At 58.1% G+C, this 14,988-nt stretch carries 16 protein-coding genes; 10 read left to right on the top strand and 6 right to left on the bottom strand.

All coding sequences use genetic code 11. From position 1 onward, the window contains the following. Positions 1-14: 14 nt before the first annotated feature. Positions 15-938 carry a site-specific tyrosine recombinase XerD gene (locus tag ABVF61_RS26745; RefSeq protein ID WP_353996665.1) on the bottom strand — a complete coding sequence of 308 codons (924 nt, stop codon included), beginning with the start codon at positions 936-938 and terminating at the stop codon, positions 15-17. A gap of 14 nt (positions 939-952) precedes the next feature. Continuing rightward, the gene (locus ABVF61_RS26740; RefSeq protein WP_299478567.1) at positions 953-1,096 is read right to left on the bottom strand and encodes a hypothetical protein; all 144 of its coding nucleotides are present in this window, start codon (positions 1,094-1,096) and stop codon (positions 953-955) included. 132 nt (positions 1,097-1,228) lie between these two features. Between ABVF61_RS26740 and ABVF61_RS26735 the strand changes: the two genes are divergently transcribed. The 3 genes from ABVF61_RS26735 to ABVF61_RS26725 are packed head-to-tail and all read left to right on the top strand — an operon-like array spanning position 1,229 to position 4,355. Continuing rightward, complete coding sequence (locus ABVF61_RS26735; RefSeq protein WP_353996664.1) at positions 1,229-1,876, top strand: shikimate kinase; 648 nt, start codon at positions 1,229-1,231, stop codon at positions 1,874-1,876. 20 nt (positions 1,877-1,896) lie between these two features. Further along, complete coding sequence (gene aroB, locus ABVF61_RS26730; RefSeq protein ID WP_353996663.1) at positions 1,897-3,039, top strand: 3-dehydroquinate synthase; 1,143 nt, start codon at positions 1,897-1,899, stop codon at positions 3,037-3,039. After that, positions 3,039-4,355 carry an HlyC/CorC family transporter gene (locus ABVF61_RS26725; RefSeq protein ID WP_502950031.1) on the top strand — a complete coding sequence of 439 codons (1,317 nt, stop codon included), beginning with the start codon at positions 3,039-3,041 and terminating at the stop codon, positions 4,353-4,355. Before aroB ends, ABVF61_RS26725 begins: the two co-directional genes overlap by 1 nt. Positions 4,356-4,358: 3 nt before the next feature. On the opposite strand, the gene ABVF61_RS26720 is transcribed toward ABVF61_RS26725, so the two are convergent. After that, positions 4,359-4,661 (bottom strand): BolA family protein, encoded by a 303-nt coding sequence (locus tag ABVF61_RS26720; RefSeq protein WP_353996661.1) that lies wholly within the window; start codon positions 4,659-4,661, stop codon positions 4,359-4,361. Between the two features lie 181 nt (positions 4,662-4,842). Here ABVF61_RS26720 and ABVF61_RS26715 point away from each other — a divergent pair, with 181 nt between their 5' ends. The 4 genes from ABVF61_RS26715 (at position 4,843) to ABVF61_RS26700 (ending at position 9,456) form a co-directional block, all read left to right on the top strand. Beyond that, complete coding sequence (locus tag ABVF61_RS26715) at positions 4,843-5,433, top strand: DnaJ domain-containing protein (protein WP_353996660.1); 591 nt, start codon at positions 4,843-4,845, stop codon at positions 5,431-5,433. A 66-nt stretch (positions 5,434-5,499) separates the two neighbouring features. Then, positions 5,500-6,486: a cobaltochelatase subunit CobS gene (gene cobS, locus ABVF61_RS26710; protein ID WP_353996659.1), complete on the top strand. Its 987-nt coding sequence runs from the start codon at positions 5,500-5,502 to the stop codon at positions 6,484-6,486. 7 nt (positions 6,487-6,493) lie between these two features. Further along, on the top strand, positions 6,494-8,401 hold the full coding sequence (gene cobT / locus ABVF61_RS26705; RefSeq protein ID WP_353996658.1) for a cobaltochelatase subunit CobT: 1,908 nt from the start codon (positions 6,494-6,496) through the stop codon (positions 8,399-8,401). A 14-nt stretch (positions 8,402-8,415) separates the two neighbouring features. Then, a complete protein-coding gene (locus ABVF61_RS26700) occupies positions 8,416-9,456 on the top strand; it encodes an esterase-like activity of phytase family protein (protein ID WP_353996657.1) in 1,041 nt (346 codons plus the stop codon). A 59-nt stretch (positions 9,457-9,515) separates the two neighbouring features. On the opposite strand, the gene ABVF61_RS26695 is transcribed toward ABVF61_RS26700, so the two are convergent. From ABVF61_RS26695 to rpmB, 3 genes are all read right to left on the bottom strand, one after another. Further along, positions 9,516-9,908: a GFA family protein gene (locus tag ABVF61_RS26695; RefSeq protein WP_353996656.1), complete on the bottom strand. Its 393-nt coding sequence runs from the start codon at positions 9,906-9,908 to the stop codon at positions 9,516-9,518. 107 nt (positions 9,909-10,015) lie between these two features. Further along, positions 10,016-10,702 carry a queuosine precursor transporter gene (locus ABVF61_RS26690; protein ID WP_353996655.1) on the bottom strand — a complete coding sequence of 229 codons (687 nt, stop codon included), beginning with the start codon at positions 10,700-10,702 and terminating at the stop codon, positions 10,016-10,018. An 18-nt stretch (positions 10,703-10,720) separates the two neighbouring features. Beyond that, positions 10,721-11,017 carry a 50S ribosomal protein L28 gene (gene rpmB, locus ABVF61_RS26685; RefSeq protein ID WP_353996654.1) on the bottom strand — a complete coding sequence of 99 codons (297 nt, stop codon included), beginning with the start codon at positions 11,015-11,017 and terminating at the stop codon, positions 10,721-10,723. Between the two features lie 343 nt (positions 11,018-11,360). Here rpmB and ABVF61_RS26680 point away from each other — a divergent pair, with 343 nt between their 5' ends. The 3 genes from ABVF61_RS26680 to ABVF61_RS26670 all read left to right on the top strand — a co-directional run bounded on the left by ABVF61_RS26680 (position 11,361) and on the right by ABVF61_RS26670 (position 14,937). Then, the gene (locus tag ABVF61_RS26680) at positions 11,361-12,191 is read left to right on the top strand and encodes a DUF3108 domain-containing protein (protein WP_353996653.1); all 831 of its coding nucleotides are present in this window, start codon (positions 11,361-11,363) and stop codon (positions 12,189-12,191) included. A gap of 211 nt (positions 12,192-12,402) precedes the next feature. Continuing rightward, positions 12,403-13,362: an acetyl-CoA carboxylase carboxyltransferase subunit alpha gene (locus ABVF61_RS26675; protein WP_353996652.1), complete on the top strand. Its 960-nt coding sequence runs from the start codon at positions 12,403-12,405 to the stop codon at positions 13,360-13,362. 369 nt (positions 13,363-13,731) lie between these two features. After that, positions 13,732-14,937 carry a L,D-transpeptidase family protein gene (locus ABVF61_RS26670; protein WP_353996651.1) on the top strand — a complete coding sequence of 402 codons (1,206 nt, stop codon included), beginning with the start codon at positions 13,732-13,734 and terminating at the stop codon, positions 14,935-14,937. The last annotated feature ends 51 nt before the right edge of the window (positions 14,938-14,988 follow it).

Genomic DNA, 14,988 nt, shown 5'->3' with positions numbered 1-14,988 from the left:
AATAGAGACGTTTTTCATCTTTGTGCTAATGGATGCGCGTTTTCGACAAGCTCCCGCAGTCGCTCATCCAGGACATGGGTATAGATCTGTGTCGTGGAGATATCCGCATGTCCGAGCAGCTGCTGTACAACACGCAAATCCGCCCCGTTTTGAAGCAGGTGCGAGGCAAAAGCATGTCTGAGAACGTGCGGTGAGACCTTGGACGCATCCAGTCCGGCCGCAAGCGCCAGGTCTTTCAGTTCGCGCGCAAAGTGCTGGCGCGTAAGGTGGCCGCTGTCTCCATGTGATGGAAATAGCCAAGGGCTTTTGGTGTAGGCACCTTCTTCTGCACGCAGCGCAACATAAGTTTTCATCGCCAGTTGTGCCGCAATTGACAGCGGAACGAGACGCTCTTTACCGCCCTTGCCCTTTATTTCTATCAGCCGCTCGTCGCGCAGTGCGGCCCTGACCGGAAGCGCCACGAGTTCCGACACACGCAGGCCGGTCGCATAGAGGACTTCGATCAGCGTGTACATGCGCTGCGCCCTAAGTCGTGCTGCAACGCTTCCCTTTTGCTTTCGTGCCTCGCCACCGGCTGTTTCGATAAGGCGGTCGACATCTTCCATCGTCAAAACCTTCGGCAGCGTGCCCCGCTTTTTGGGGGCAGACATTGTCCGGGTCGGATCGTCCCGACGTGTTCCTTCCGAATAAAGAAACTTGAAAAACTGCTTCAATGCCGACAAACGCCTGGCTTGTGAACTTTCCGCAAAGCCGCGCCGGGTCAGATCGCTCATATAGGCGGATATGTCGTCGTCCCGGGCGTTGGCGATTTTCGTTTTGCCGAGAAAAACTGAAAAGTCCTCGAGATCCCGCCGGTAGCCGTCCAGCGTGTTGTCGGCTGCGCCTCGTTCGGCAGCAAGCATCTCGAGGAAGTTTTCCAGATCGAAGCCGGTAGCCATCTCCAAGTCCTGACCTAGCGCCCGAAACCGTCTTTCTTAACCCTGACCGTGATCTCCCGCTCGCGCGGATCGACCAAATTCGCAAGGCTATAGATCGCGCCGTAGCCGATCGCACCGAGCAGGGCGAGCACAAGCAGCAGGCGGGTCAAGGTGGGCACGTAACATCTCCCGAGGGCGAATCGAATACCGGATTGTTTCAAGAACACGGCCTTGTACGCAAGGCACACAAGGAAATTCGGCGGCTGTGATCCCCATCGTGTCTTTTCCTTCGAATATGGTACAACGCAGCCATGACTGAAAACAAAAAGACACAGGACGTCGGCACGGCCTTCGACGATCCCAAAACGGAACCGGTGGATCTTGATCGCCTCACCGCGGCGCTCGGACGGCGATCCATTGTTCTGGTCGGAATTATGGGGTGCGGAAAATCGACCGTCGGCAAGCGTCTCGCGCATCGCCTGGGTCTTGAATTCGTTGACGCGGATTCCGAGATAGAACGTGCGGCCAATATGACGGTTTCGGAGATCTTTGCAGCGCATGGCGAGCCATATTTCCGCAGTGGCGAAGAACGGGTCATTGCGAGGTTGCTTGGCGAAGGACCTCAGGTTCTGGCAACCGGCGGCGGCGCTTTCATGAGCGAAACGACCCGTTCCGAAATCGCGGAACAGGGCCTTTCAGTCTGGTTGAAGGTGGATTTCGATACAGTCATGGCACGCGTCCGGCGCCGCGCGACCAGGCCACTTCTTCAAAACCCGGACCCGGAAGGTACCATGCGGAAGCTGCTGGCTGAGCGGGAACCGGTCTATGCGAAGGCAACCCTGACGGTCACATCCAAGGACATTCCCCATGATGCCGTGGTGGATCAGATCGTTGTCGCAATGGCGCAATACCTTTTTCAGGGGGAGGATACGTTCTCCTCACCCTCGTCTTTCACTTAAGTCTCGGAACCAGAAAAGACATGGCAGACACGATTGCGGCGCCAGCCCTATCAGCCCGGAATACAGTGCGCGTCGATCTCGGCGCACGCAGCTACGATATCAAGATCGGCCGAGGCCTTATTGACGACGCGGGAACTGAAATCGCCTCCGTACTGCCGGGTGCGCGGCTGGCCGTGATTGCCGATGAGACAGTTGCCCGATTGCATCTTGACCGGTTCTCCGCCAGCCTTGATGCAGCAGGCATCGAGCATACCGTTCTCACCGTTCCTGCCGGTGAAAGCACCAAGTGCTTTTCCGAGTTCGAACGGCTTTGCGACGAGGTCCTTGCTGCGCGGCTTGAACGTGGCGATGCGGTGGCTGCGCTTGGTGGTGGTGTCGTCGGCGATCTGGCAGGGTTTGTTGCCGCTGCAACGCGGCGTGGCATGGCTTTTGTTCAGGTGCCGACAACACTTCTGGCGCAGGTGGACAGTTCCGTTGGCGGCAAAACCGGCATCAATTCACGGCACGGCAAGAATTTGATCGGCGCATTTTATCAGCCGGCCCTGGTTCTTGCCGATACCGCGGTGCTTGACACTCTGCCTCCGCGCGACTTTCGCGCTGGATATGCCGAAGTCGCCAAATATGGTCTTTTGGGAGACGCGGAGTTTTTCCGCTGGCTTGAGGAAAACTGGAAAGCAGTGATCGACGGCGGGCCGGAGCGCGACGAGGCCGTTGCCCGCTCGTGTCAGGCCAAGGCGGATGTGGTCGCCGCGGACGAATTTGAATCCGGTCGGCGTGCGCTCCTCAATCTGGGGCACACCTTCGGCCATGCACTGGAGGCAGCGGTCTCTTACGAAACCGAGCGTCTGGTGCATGGCGAGGGCGTTTCGATCGGCATGATGCTGGCGCATGAGTTCTCGGCGCGTCTGGAACTGATTGACAACGACACCGTGGCAAGGGTTCATGACCATCTTACCCAGGTCGGACTTCCTGTTCGGATCCAGCAGATCCCTGGCCAGTTGCCGGGTGCGGAAACCTTCATGGATATCATCGCGCAGGACAAGAAAGTCAGCCGCGGTGCGCTCACGTTCATCTTGACGCGCGGCATTGGAGCCGCATTTGTCGAGAAAGGCGTGGACCCGGAAAATGTCCTGGAATTTCTCAAGGAGAAACTCGACCGATGATGGAAACAGCTCTCTGGCTGGCTATTGCGGCCATATTCGTGCTCCTGTTCCTGTCCGGGTTCTTTTCCGGCTCGGAGACGGCTCTAACAGCGGCATCACGGGCACGCGTTCTGCAACTGGAAAAGACCGGTGACTGGCGCGCACGCGTCGCCAGTCGTCTGATCGCTTCGAGGGAACGTCTCATCGGCGCGCTTCTTCTTGGCAACAATCTCGTCAACATTCTGGCTTCCGCGCTGGCGACCAGCGTGTTCCTGACATTGTTCGGCGAAGCGGGCGTCGCGATCGCGACACTGGTCATGACAGCGCTCGTCTTGATTTTTGCCGAAGTACTTCCGAAGACCTGGGCGATTTCGAATCCGGAACGTTTTGCGCTTATGGTCTCGCCGATTGTACGCGTTGTCGTTGCGGTCTTCGGGCCAATCGTTGCCGGTGTGGAGTGGATTGTGCGGCACCTACTACGTCTGCTGGGCGTCAATGTAGGTGCCGATGCCTTCATCCTGTCCGCTCATGATGAATTGCGTGGTGCTGTCGATCTTCAGCATATCGAAGGGGGGCTGGAAAAGGGCGAACGGGACCGCCTCGGCGGTCTGCTCGATCTTGCTGAACTGGAAGTGTCAGACGTGATGGTTCACCGCACCAATATGCTCGCGCTCAACGCGGACGACGATCCGGTAAAACTCGTCGACGCCATATTGGCGGCTCCCTATACACGCCTGCCGCTCTGGCGCGGCGAAAGCGACAATTTTGTCGGCGTTTTGCACGCAAAGGATCTTCTGCGAGCCCTAAATGCGGCCGATGGCGATGCCACGAAGATCAGCATTTTGGACATTGCAGCACCCGCCTGGTTCGTGCCCGATACCACCAGCCTCCAGGATCAGCTGAATGCTTTCCTTCGGCACAAGTCGCATTTTGCGCTCGTCGTCGATGAATACGGCGAGGTCATGGGTCTGGTGACGCTGGAAGACATTCTGGAAGAGATCGTCGGTGAGATCGCCGATGAACACGATCTGGAACTTGAAGGCCTGCGCCCGCAGGCGGATGGCTCGGTCATCGTCGATGGGTCGGTCCCGATCCGCGACCTCAATCGCGCCGCAGACTGGAGCCTGCCGGATGACGAAGCGACAACCATTGCCGGACTTGTCATTCACGAAGCTCGCATGATCCCTGAAGAACGTCAGATCTTCACGTTTCACGGCTTCCGTTTCACCGTTTTGCGCCGGGAGAAAAATCGCGTCACGCGCCTGCGCATCATGCCGCTCGGCCAAGTCAGACAATCGGCCAGCGGCGAAACGCCGCGGGTTACGGCGCAGGGCTGACTGTCAGGCGCCGCCACTTACTCTTGCCGCCCGCGGATCCGGCTCGTCCGGTGACCGGATCTCCAGGGCGAGCGCATGAACACCGTGCTCCAGCTCTTCGGACAGCAATTCGTTGATGGCACGATGACGGGCGACGCGGTTCATGCCTTCAAAGGCTTTGGCGGAGATCTGCACCCGGAAATGCGTTTCGCCACCTTCCCGCCACCCGCCGTGGCCTCTGTGATTCTCGGACTCGTCGATCACATTCAAAAAATCAGGAGCAAATGCGGTCGTCAGTTTGGTGGTTATCGTGTCTTTTGTGGTCATGATCCTCAACGTGTGATCAGTGTTTTCAAAGTCAAGTCTTTGCGGGTCCAGCCATGGCTGGTAGAGTGTCGGGCTGTTCGAGACCCGGCAAAAAAGGTGAGCGGAAATTAACTTTGGACACCGGGGAAATGCAACACCAAGCGGCTTGCCCGCGCATTGATAGAATTCGATATTCAGCCACATGAAACTGGAATCAAAACTCTTTGACAGTATCCGCGTAAAGCCGGACAAGGAGCGGGCTGCACAGGACACCCATCCTGTGTGCGATCACCCCGGCTGCAAGCGACCGGGCATGCACCGCGCGCCCAAGGGGCGCGACCGCGAAGGCGAGTATTTCAATTTCTGTGTCGACCACGTCAGGGAATACAACAAGTCCTATAACTACTTCACCGGCATGGGTGATGACGATGTGCGCTCCTACCAGAAGGACAGCCTGACGGGACATCGGCCGACCTGGAAAATGGGTGTCAACAAGCAGGCAGCCGACGGACCGGACGGGTATGATCCAAGGGCCAGAATGCGCGGCAATGCGCAGCAAAGAGCCGAACAGGGGCGCCGTCCGAGACAGAGAAAACTTCTAACGCTTGAAAAACGGTCCCTGGATGTGCTCAATCTGCCGCATACAGCCCGTGGCGCGGAGATAAAAGCGCGCTATAAGGAGCTTGTGAAATTGAACCATCCGGACGCCAACGGCGGTGACAGATCTTCCGAGGACCGCCTGCGGGAGATCATTCAGGCCTATAACGTCCTGAAAAAAGCCGGTTTCCTTTAAGCTAGCAGGGTCCTGCCGGCTTTTCCCAAATGATCCTGCCCGACTATCCGGGGCAGCGGAGGACTGATGACTGAGACGACGACTGCGGCCATGGCCATGCCGGACACCGAGGTTTCTGTAGAAGAGGTTTTCGGATTCAATTCCAGCCTCAAGGTTCCGGCTTTTTCCGCGCCGTCGGAACACGTGCCGGAACGCGATGACGACTATCTGTTCGATCGTGCGACAACCCTGGCTATCCTGGCGGGTTTTGCGCATAACCGCCGCGTGATGGTGACGGGCTACCACGGCACCGGCAAGTCGACCCATATCGAGCAGGTCGCGGCGCGCCTGAATTGGCCCTGTGTCCGCGTCAACCTCGACAGTCACATCTCCCGTATCGACCTTGTCGGCAAGGATGCAATTGTGATCCGGGAAGGCCAGCAGGTTACCGAGTTCAAGGATGGCATCCTGCCCTGGGCCTACCAGCACAATGTCGCGCTCGTCTTTGACGAATACGATGCGGGCCGGCCGGACGTGATGTTCGTGATCCAGCGTATTCTGGAATCGTCCGGGCGGCTAACGCTTCTGGACCAGAGCCGGGTCATCCGCCCGCATGCGGCTTTCCGGTTGTTTGCAACAGCCAATACGGTGGGCCTTGGCGACACGTCAGGCCTCTATCACGGTACTCAGCAGATCAACCAGGCCCAGATGGACCGTTGGTCGATCGTGACAACGCTGAACTATCTGCCGCACGACAACGAGGTCGATATTGTCCTGTCCAAGGCCAAGAGTTTTCAGACCGACGAAGGCCGGAACACCGTTTCGAAGATGGTGCGTCTTGCCGACATGACCCGGAATGCCTTTATCAATGGCGATCTGTCGACCGTGATGAGCCCTCGGACAGTGATCACCTGGGCGGAGAATGCCGACATATTCGGGGATGTCGGCTTTGCCTTCCGGCTGACGTTCCTCAACAAATGCGATGATATGGAGCAGTCGCTGGTGGCTGAGTTTTATCAGCGCTGCTTCGGTGAAGACTTGCCGGAGTCCTCCGTCAACGTTGTAATGAGCTGAGGCTTCGATGGCGCCACGTCCGGGTCATAACACTCTTCCGGGAAACAAGCCCGCTCCTTCGACTGAACCCTTCAAGCAGTCGGTCAGTGGAACCATGCGGGCGATCTCCGGCGAAGCGGAACTGGAGGTTCTGTTTTCCGGGGACCGGCCGGGTTTGAGCGGTATGACGGCGCGGCTGCCAGAGCCGTCAAGGAAAGTTACCGCCCGGGACGTTGCGGTCACACGGGGGCTTTCAGATTCCATGGCGCTGCGCATCGCATGCCACGACAAGACCGTGCATTCGAAGAACCTGCCCCAGGGATCGGAAGCCAGAGCGATTTTCGAGGCGGTCGAGCAAGCGCGGTGCGAAGCTGTCGGCGCGCGTCGCATGCAGGGTGTTGCTGAAAACCTTGCCGTTATGCTTGATGACCGGTTCAGAAAGTCCGGTGCGCCCGACATTTCCAGCCGGGAAGAAGCGCCGTTGCAGGACGCGCTGTCGCTGATCGTGCGCGAAAGGCTGACGGGCCAATTGCCGCCGGAAAGCGCCAAGAACCTCGTCGACATGTGGCGTGGGTGGGTCGAAGACAAGGCTGGTGCCGAACTTGATCTGCTTCAGTCTGAGGTCGAGGATCAGAGTTCCTTTGCCAACCGGTTCCGGGATGTTCTCAAATCGCTCGATATGGGCGACGACCTGGGTGATCAGGATCAGGACGCCGATCCGGACCAGAGTGAAGACGACGGTAACAACGAAGAATCCGAAACCGGCGAAGACGACGAAAACGACAGCGGGGAGCAGGAAGCCTCGCCGCAGGACATGGAGCTTTCCGGCGAAGAGCAGGAAGCCGGCGACACAGAAGCCGCCGACATGGATATGGAAGACATCGTCGAACAGGACATGGCGGAGGATTCCGAGGAGCCGGGTGAAAGCGACCGGCAGGACACGCCTTTTTCCAACAGGCCAGAGACTGACTACCGGGTCTTTACGCAGCAATTCGACGAGACGGTCACAGCCGAAGAGCTTTGCGACACCGCTGAACTGGATCGCTTGCGCGGCTTCCTCGACAAGCAACTGACGCATCTTCAGGGTGCTGTCGCGCGGCTTGCCAACCGGCTTCAGAGAAAACTGATGGCACAGCAGAACCGTGCCTGGGACTTTGACCTGGAAGAAGGCCTTCTCGATACCGCGCGTCTGACCAGGGCAGTCACCGACCCGATGTCGCCGCTTGCCTTCAAGCAGGAGCGCGATACGAATTTCCGCGATACCGTGGTGACACTGCTTCTCGATAACTCCGGTTCGATGCGCGGGCGGCCGATCACAGTCGCTGCGACCTGCGCTGATATCCTGGCGCGAACGCTGGAGCGGTGTGGCGTCAAAGTGGAAATCCTCGGCTTCACCACAAAAGCCTGGAAAGGTGGACAGTCGCGGGAGAGCTGGATCGGTGCTGGCAAACCGCCAACGCCCGGCCGTTTGAACGACCTGCGCCACATTATATACAAATCGGCCGACGCTCCCTGGCGCCGCGCGCGCCGTAATCTCGGCCTGATGATGCGCGAAGGCCTGTTGAAGGAAAACATCGACGGCGAAGCACTGCTATGGGCTCACGACCGCTTGCTCGGCCGTCCGGAGCAGCGCCGCATTCTGATGATGATTTCCGACGGTGCGCCGGTCGACGACACCACACTGTCCGTCAATCCGGGGAATTATCTGGAACGGCATCTGCGTTTTGTCATCGAGGAAATTGAAACACGTTCCCCGGTCGAGCTGATTGCCATCGGGATCGGCCACGATGTCACGCGCTACTACCGGCGAGCCGTGACGATCGTGGATGCGGAAGAACTGGCCGGGGCGATGACGGACCAGCTCGCAGACCTGTTCGACGACGAGGTGCAGCAAGAGTATCAAAGCCGTGGCAGACGCCGCGGCGGTCGCCGATAGGATACCGGGCAGGGATGGCGATGCGATTGAGACAGGTGTGTTTCAGCATCGCTTTTGCCGTTCTGATTTTGCTCACACCTTATGCCGCGCGTGCTCCTGCCGCTCAGGTTCAGGAAATCCTGACGGACGGCAAGCCGGTGAAAGCACGGACCCGGGCAATTGAGACCTTTCAGATAGGTCATCCCGAGACGACGTTTGGCGACCTTACCTTCCTGGGAGGACTGGAATTGCTCGCGTCGGACCGCAAGGTGGGCGGGCTGTCCGGGTTGATCTCCCTCGACAAAGGGAAGCGTTTCCTTGCGGTGACCGACAATGGTCACTGGGTCAGCGGCGAGATCGATCAGGCCGAAGATGGCGCTCCCAACGACATCAGGAACATTCGCTTTGCGCCGCTTCTGGGTGCCGACGGCAAGACCCTGCAGGCGCGCTGGGGGCATGACACGGAAGCCGTGACACTTGCAGGTTCCGGTCTATACGTTACCGCAGAGTTCAAGAACGCAATCTATCACTATCCCTGGCCGCTCACGACGGGCAAGGAACGTATGCTGGGCCAGGTCAGCTTGCCGGAAGATGTGCGCTCCCTGCCGCGCAACGCCGGTCTTGAATCCCTCGAAGCGGCACCTGAAGGGAGCGCACTTCATGGGAAAATGATCGCCGTTGCGGAATCAAGCCCGAGCGACGCGCATGATTTTTCGGCGTTCATCATCGGGCCGGACGGGTTCGAGCGGTTCGCCATCAAACGCCGGAACCGCTTCGACGCCACGGATGCGGCGTTTCTTCCAAACGGCGACCTTGTCCTGATGGAGAGGCGCTTCAATCTGCGAGACCTGATCGGTCTGCGTTTGCGCCGCTTCGATGCTGCGTCGATCAGACCCGGTGCGGTGCTTGAGGGTGACGTCCTGCTGGAAGCGGATTTCAATTACCAGATCGACAATATGGAAGCGCTCGCGGTGCACCAGACCGAGCAGGGCGAGACAATTCTGACGCTCCTGTCGGACAACAACCGGTCCATGCTGCAGCGTACGGTATTTTTGCGTTTCCGGCTGAACGATTGAGCTGGTTTTTTCCAAGTTGGGCGTCGCGAAGTATCGCCTGCACAACACGCTGAAATCGACTAGTCCTCTGTTCGGCTTTCCGAGCTCCGGTCGCGGGCGTAACGGGCTTTCAGTGGAAACTCGGGCAACCATTTCTCCCTGCGTTCCGTCCAAAGCTCATATGTCGGTTTGAACCGATCCGTTTGATCAAGCGATCCGAGATTGATTTCGATTTCATCGTCCGTTCGCGAAAAGACGGATGATCCGCAGTGCGGGCAAAAGAATCGCCCCTGGTAGCTGCGAGTCTCACCCTCGATCTTGACGGCGCTTTCCGGAAAAATGGCAGATGCATGAAAAAGCGCGCCGTGCTGCTTGCGGCAGTCCATACAATGGCACAGGCCGACGCGGTAAGGCTGTCCCTCGGCGACAAACCGGACCTTACCGCACAGGCAGCCGCCGGATGTCACTCCCATGTTTTCGCTCCGTCTTTCTGAAAGGTCAGTGGTGTGTCATCTGCTGAGTAGCACATATGCCGCGAAACGGAGAACTGACTTTCTTTGTAGAGCTGCTACCGATTTCTTTATGCCACTGATCCGTTCGGTACGGGACGGAAAGCATTCAGAATGATCCGATAGGGCGCCAGCAGTGCGAGGGCCACCAAGACCTTGACGATAAGATCGCCAGCCGCCAGCGAGATCCAGAGCAGAACTTCCGTTTCACCGCCAATCCCAAGGAAGGGCACCGGGAAGGCCAGCGACCCGTCTTCGGATCCGAACAGGGCATCGACAAAGGCAAAGCTCGCGGAAAAGGCGATGCCGAAAAAGAGCAGTGTGTCGACAATGGAGCCGATCAGCGAAGAGGCCATCGGCGCTTTCCACCAGGTCAAGCGGCGCAGCTTGTCGAAGATGGTAACGTCCAGCAACTGGGCAACGAGAAATGCGGTGCCGGAGGCGATCAGGATACGGGGAGTGGTAAAGGCCTCGTCCAGGGCCCAGAAGATCATCGGGACGACAATCGCCAGGACGAAACCCGAAATAACAACCTTGCGCGCGGCAACAGGGCCAAACCGGCGGTTGGTCAGGTCCGTTACCAGGAAGGCGATCGGATAGGTGAAGGCGCCCCAGGTCAGGGTATCGGCAAGGTTGACGCCGCCGACAACATGCTCGACGGGAAACTGTACCAGGTAATTGGACGCTGCAACGACAAGCGCCATCGCGAGGATCGCGATGGCGTGATGTCCCGCAGAGAAACTCCGCGTATCCGTCATGTGATTTGCCCCAGGGCGTTAAGCGGCAGCGGCTTCAGCCTGCTTGCGCTTGATGCTGACCTTGATCTTGCGGGCAGCGTCGGAAAGCTGATCGTCGGATGCCTTCAAAAGATAAGCATCCAAACCACCGCGGTGTTCAACGGAGCGCAGGGCATGTGCGCTGACACGCAGCTTGAAGGTTTCGCCCAGAGTGTCGCTCAGCAGCGAAACGTTGCACAGGTTCGGCAGGAACCGGCGGCGGGACTTGTTGTTAGCGTGCGAGACGTTGTTGCCCGTCATCACATCTTTGCCGGAGAGTTCGCAACGGCGTGCCATGATATCACCTTTTGTTTTCGTGGCTGGGCCGTTACATGGAACCCAGCATGTCCAAACCGGAACCGGCGCGGACCTGAGGTCCGGCGACATCGTCTCCGGCATTTCTCGGAAAAAGTTGCCCCGCTATAATGGCAGCGTGCGCCAACGTCAAGACATCTCCTGCCCATCGGCGCGATTCTGTGGTTTTATTCGTTCTGGTACGCCGTGTTAACCACTGAGTTACCATAATTTAGAATGATTGATCGCGTTCGCGAGGTCATTTTCATGCTAGTGTGATCCGGGCGGAACATTGTTGGCGCGGGGCATAGTTGGCTGCCGGAGGGTGGCGCGGAGGTTTGTTAAAGTGTTTGGTCTGACGTCACTCGGACGCCTGGTCGTCCTCCCCATGCTTGCTGGTGCGCTTTTGATTTCACCGGCACAAGCAAAGAAAAACAGCGTTGGCGGCGTTTATTCGATTTCTCTTGCCGGGTTCAAGATAGGTCGGGGAACCCTGTCGCTCGTGATGCAGGGCAACGCCTATTCGGCGAAGGTCACGGTTGCGCCAGCTGGCATCGGAACACTTTTCTCGACCGGTAAAGGTGGTGCGGAAGCGTCCGGATGGCTGGTCGGGTCCAAGGTCGTGCCTTCCAAATACCGAATGGCGTCGCACGCGGCCAACCTCGATTTTTATGTGAACCTCACGCAGGGCTCACGCAACATCCGCTCAATGGAAGTCGCGCCTCAGTTCAAACCGAACAAGGAGCGGATCAAGGTCACCAACCGCCACAAGCGCAATGCAATCGATCCGCTCAGCGCGGCGTTGATGCCTGTAAAGCGGTCAAAGGACAGCTTTGGCCCGAAGGCGTGTTCCCGGAAACTGCCTATCTTCGACGGCTGGACCCGGTTCGATATCAAGTTAAGCTACGAAGGCACCCGCGAAGTGTCCGGACGCGGATACAAGGGAACCGTCGTGGTCTGCAAAGCCCGCTGGGTCCCGGTCGCCGGACACCGTCCGTCCAAGGAGTCCGTGAAATACATGGCCCAGGCGGACATGGAAGTCTGGATCGCGCCGATGGGCCGCGACAATATTCTCATTCCCTATCGCATCGCTATCGACACGAAAAACGGACGGCTGCTCGTGGAGGCAAGCAAGCTGACGATTGACGGGGCAGGCAGCGATCAGGCGTCGCGGTAGCCGCCTTGCGTGTTTGCGCCGGCAACTGCGGCCGGGCACCTTGAGGCAGGCCAGAAGGGGGCGCGCGGGTGGGGCCTAAGACTTGCGCCCACTTGCGTCTCTTGTTACAGCGCTCCACATAACGCCATCAGGGTGGGAAATCACCAATTGTCAGTTTCCGGAACAGCCGCGCGTGCGCTGATGACCGGGTTTGTTTCAGGTAAAAAAGTACATGCACAGCTATCTGGAGTTCGAAAAGCCCGTTGCGGATATTGAAGGCAAGATCCAGGAACTGCGGGCGATCGCTGCAGAAGATGGTGAAGAGGTCAATGTCGATGGCGAGATTGAGCGGCTGAACGCGAAGTCCGCGCAGACGCTCCAGGACCTTTATTCCAAACTGACGCCCTGGCAAAAGACGCTTGTTGCAAGGCACCCCGACCGTCCGCATGCGGTCGATTATGTTGCAGGTCTGATTGAAGATTTTACGCCGCTTGCCGGAGACCGCAAATTTGCTGAAGACCATGCCCTTCTCGCCGGTATCGGCCGCTTTCGCGGCCAGTCGGTTGCGGTGCTCGCTCAGGAAAAGGGGCACGACACGGAATCGCGGCTGAAACACAATTTCGGCATGGTTCGCCCCGAAGGATATCGCAAGGCCGTGCGCATCATGGAACTTGCCGAACGCTTCGGGATCCCGCTGATCAGTTTCGTCGACACTTCCGGAGCTTATCCGGGCCGCGGAGCGGAAGAGCGTGGCCAGTCCGAGGCAATTGCGCGGTCAACGGATGTCGGTCTTGGCCTTGCAATACCCTCTGTTGCAGTGGTTATCGGCGAAGGCGGCTCAGGCGGGGCGATCGCGATTGCAACGGCAAACAAGGTGCTCATGATGGAGCACGCGATCTATTCCGTAATCTCACCGGAAGGGGCCGCGTCCATCTTGTGGCGGGACAGTGCAAAGGCGCAGGATGCTGCGACTGCTCTGAAAATCACGGCGCAGGATCTCAAGCAGCTCGGCGTGATTGATGACATTATTGTCGAGCCGGTCGGCGGAGCGCACCGCGCCCGTGAAATCGTGATCGACACGACCGGAAAATCGATCGAGGCGGCGCTGAGTGAACTGAGCGGCCTGAGCGCTGAAGAAATTCGCAAGCAAAGACGCGATAAATTTATCGCGATAGGCAGAACCTTGACTTAAGGTTAACGGCCTTACTTCACGATAACGTCAGAACAAATTTCGGCCGAGTCGCGGTCAATCACAGCATTTTTGCCTTTCTGTGGCCAGATTCTGCCTTCATTCAGGCACTTGCAGGGCAGTCAGATGAGTGTTTGCGTCACTTTTTTGTTCTTATCACCGGAATTTGCTTCGCAGGGGCAGGCGGGTTTCAGTAACTTATCGTCAACTAACATTCCCTAGCCTTTGCGCGGGGGCGAGACGCAGGAATTCCAGAAACGGCAAGGCAGATATACTGCTGCGTTTTTCGGTTTCCGATTTGTTTGGGATAGTCACATGGTCTTTGGGCGCCGTTTATTAACGCCAGCCGCGCAGCAAGAAAGTTCCTCCCGAATGCGGAGACGTTCTGCCCTCAGAGCTAGTGCGCTGATTTTGGCTGCCGGCGTTCTGGTGGGGTGCCAGGCGGACGAGTTCGGCGCCGGGCCGAAGCATCTGCGTCCCGTCAGCGACTCGATCAAGCGCAAGATGACCGATCTCAACATGAGTTCGAATTCGCCGATCATGATCCGTATCTTCAAGGAAGAATCGGAGCTGGAAGTCTGGAAGCAGACACGGACGGGCAAATACAAGAAGCTCGAGGAATTCGAAATCTGCAAGTGGTCAGGCAAACTTGGACCTAAATTCAAGGAAGGCGATCGTCAGGCACCGGAAGGTTTCTATGAAATCACACCGGCCCTGATGAACCCGAATTCAAGCTACCACCTTGCCTTCAACCTTGGTTATCCGAACAGGTACGACCGTGCCCATGGCCGCACGGGATCGCACCTGATGGTTCATGGCGCTTGCTCGTCGCGCGGCTGCTACGCCATGACCGATGAACAGGTCGAAGACATTTACGCATTGGCGCGCGAGAGCTTCAAGGGCGGTCAGAAGTCCTTCCAGGTTCAAGCCTTCCCGTTCCGCATGACACCGGAAAACATGGCGCGGCACAGGGACAATGAGCATCTCGACTACTGGAAAATGCTCAAGACCGGGTACGATCATTTTGAGGTGACGAAGACACCGCCGAAGGTGTCTGTTTGCGAAAAGAAGTATGTCTTTGACGCGACCACGCTCGTTGAAGGCGTGCCGTTCCGCGCAAGTGCCCAGTGCCCGGACTATGAGGTGCATCCGAGTATTGCCACCGCCGTGGCCTCCAAGCAAAGCAAGGACGACGAGAAGTTCCAACAGCTTGCCTCTCGTTTCGATGCGCGTGACGAACGTCAGCAACGCCGCGAAGAACGCAACAAGCGTATTGCTGAAGTCTTTGGTAACGCCGGCGACGAGACCGAAATCACGACGGCGACGATCCCGTCCGCCGACCAGCCGGCTTCCGAAGCCTCGGCAAGTGCTTTGGCAGCTGCAAACTCACCGGCAGATGCGCAGGGCGAGACCGACGCCACAGCCGTTGAAACGGCGTTTGCCCCTCAGGAACAATCAAGCGGCAGTGTGACAGGTCGCTTCCTGAAGCGTTGGGTTCCCTTCGGTTCAAAGACAACCGAGGCCGAGGCCGGTGTCGGGCCGATCACAACGGACGTTGTTCCGGGCGCCAAACCCTGATCTGGACGATCAGGGTTCCACACTTTTTTCCGATATCGGCCTAAATCTGAC

The organism is Roseibium sp. HPY-6 (assembly GCF_040530035.1).
GTDB lineage: Bacteria > Pseudomonadota > Alphaproteobacteria > Rhizobiales > Stappiaceae > Roseibium.
The sequence above is the reverse complement of the archived record's forward strand: the minus strand, read 5'-3'. Positions and strand labels throughout refer to the sequence as shown.

Excerpts from the sequence above, each read along its gene's own strand:
- ABVF61_RS26745 (WP_353996665.1), bottom strand. The coding sequence starts at position 938 with ATGGCTACCGGCTTCGATCTGGAAAACTTCCTCGAGATGCTTGCTGCC.
- ABVF61_RS26735 (WP_353996664.1), top strand. The coding sequence starts at position 1,229 with ATGACTGAAAACAAAAAGACACAGGACGTCGGCACGGCCTTCGACGAT.
- aroB (WP_353996663.1), top strand. The coding sequence starts at position 1,897 with ATGGCAGACACGATTGCGGCGCCAGCCCTATCAGCCCGGAATACAGTG.
- ABVF61_RS26725 (WP_502950031.1), top strand. The coding sequence starts at position 3,039 with ATGGAAACAGCTCTCTGGCTGGCTATTGCGGCCATATTCGTGCTCCTG.
- ABVF61_RS26720 (WP_353996661.1), bottom strand. The coding sequence starts at position 4,661 with ATGACCACAAAAGACACGATAACCACCAAACTGACGACCGCATTTGCT.
- ABVF61_RS26715 (WP_353996660.1), top strand. The coding sequence starts at position 4,843 with ATGAAACTGGAATCAAAACTCTTTGACAGTATCCGCGTAAAGCCGGAC.
- cobS (WP_353996659.1), top strand. The coding sequence starts at position 5,500 with ATGACTGAGACGACGACTGCGGCCATGGCCATGCCGGACACCGAGGTT.
- cobT (WP_353996658.1), top strand. The coding sequence starts at position 6,494 with ATGGCGCCACGTCCGGGTCATAACACTCTTCCGGGAAACAAGCCCGCT.
- ABVF61_RS26700 (WP_353996657.1), top strand. The coding sequence starts at position 8,416 with ATGGCGATGCGATTGAGACAGGTGTGTTTCAGCATCGCTTTTGCCGTT.
- ABVF61_RS26695 (WP_353996656.1), bottom strand. The coding sequence starts at position 9,908 with ATGGGAGTGACATCCGGCGGCTGCCTGTGCGGTAAGGTCCGGTTTGTC.
- ABVF61_RS26690 (WP_353996655.1), bottom strand. The coding sequence starts at position 10,702 with ATGACGGATACGCGGAGTTTCTCTGCGGGACATCACGCCATCGCGATC.
- rpmB (WP_353996654.1), bottom strand. The coding sequence starts at position 11,017 with ATGGCACGCCGTTGCGAACTCTCCGGCAAAGATGTGATGACGGGCAAC.
- ABVF61_RS26675 (WP_353996652.1), top strand. The coding sequence starts at position 12,403 with ATGCACAGCTATCTGGAGTTCGAAAAGCCCGTTGCGGATATTGAAGGC.
- ABVF61_RS26670 (WP_353996651.1), top strand. The coding sequence starts at position 13,732 with ATGCGGAGACGTTCTGCCCTCAGAGCTAGTGCGCTGATTTTGGCTGCC.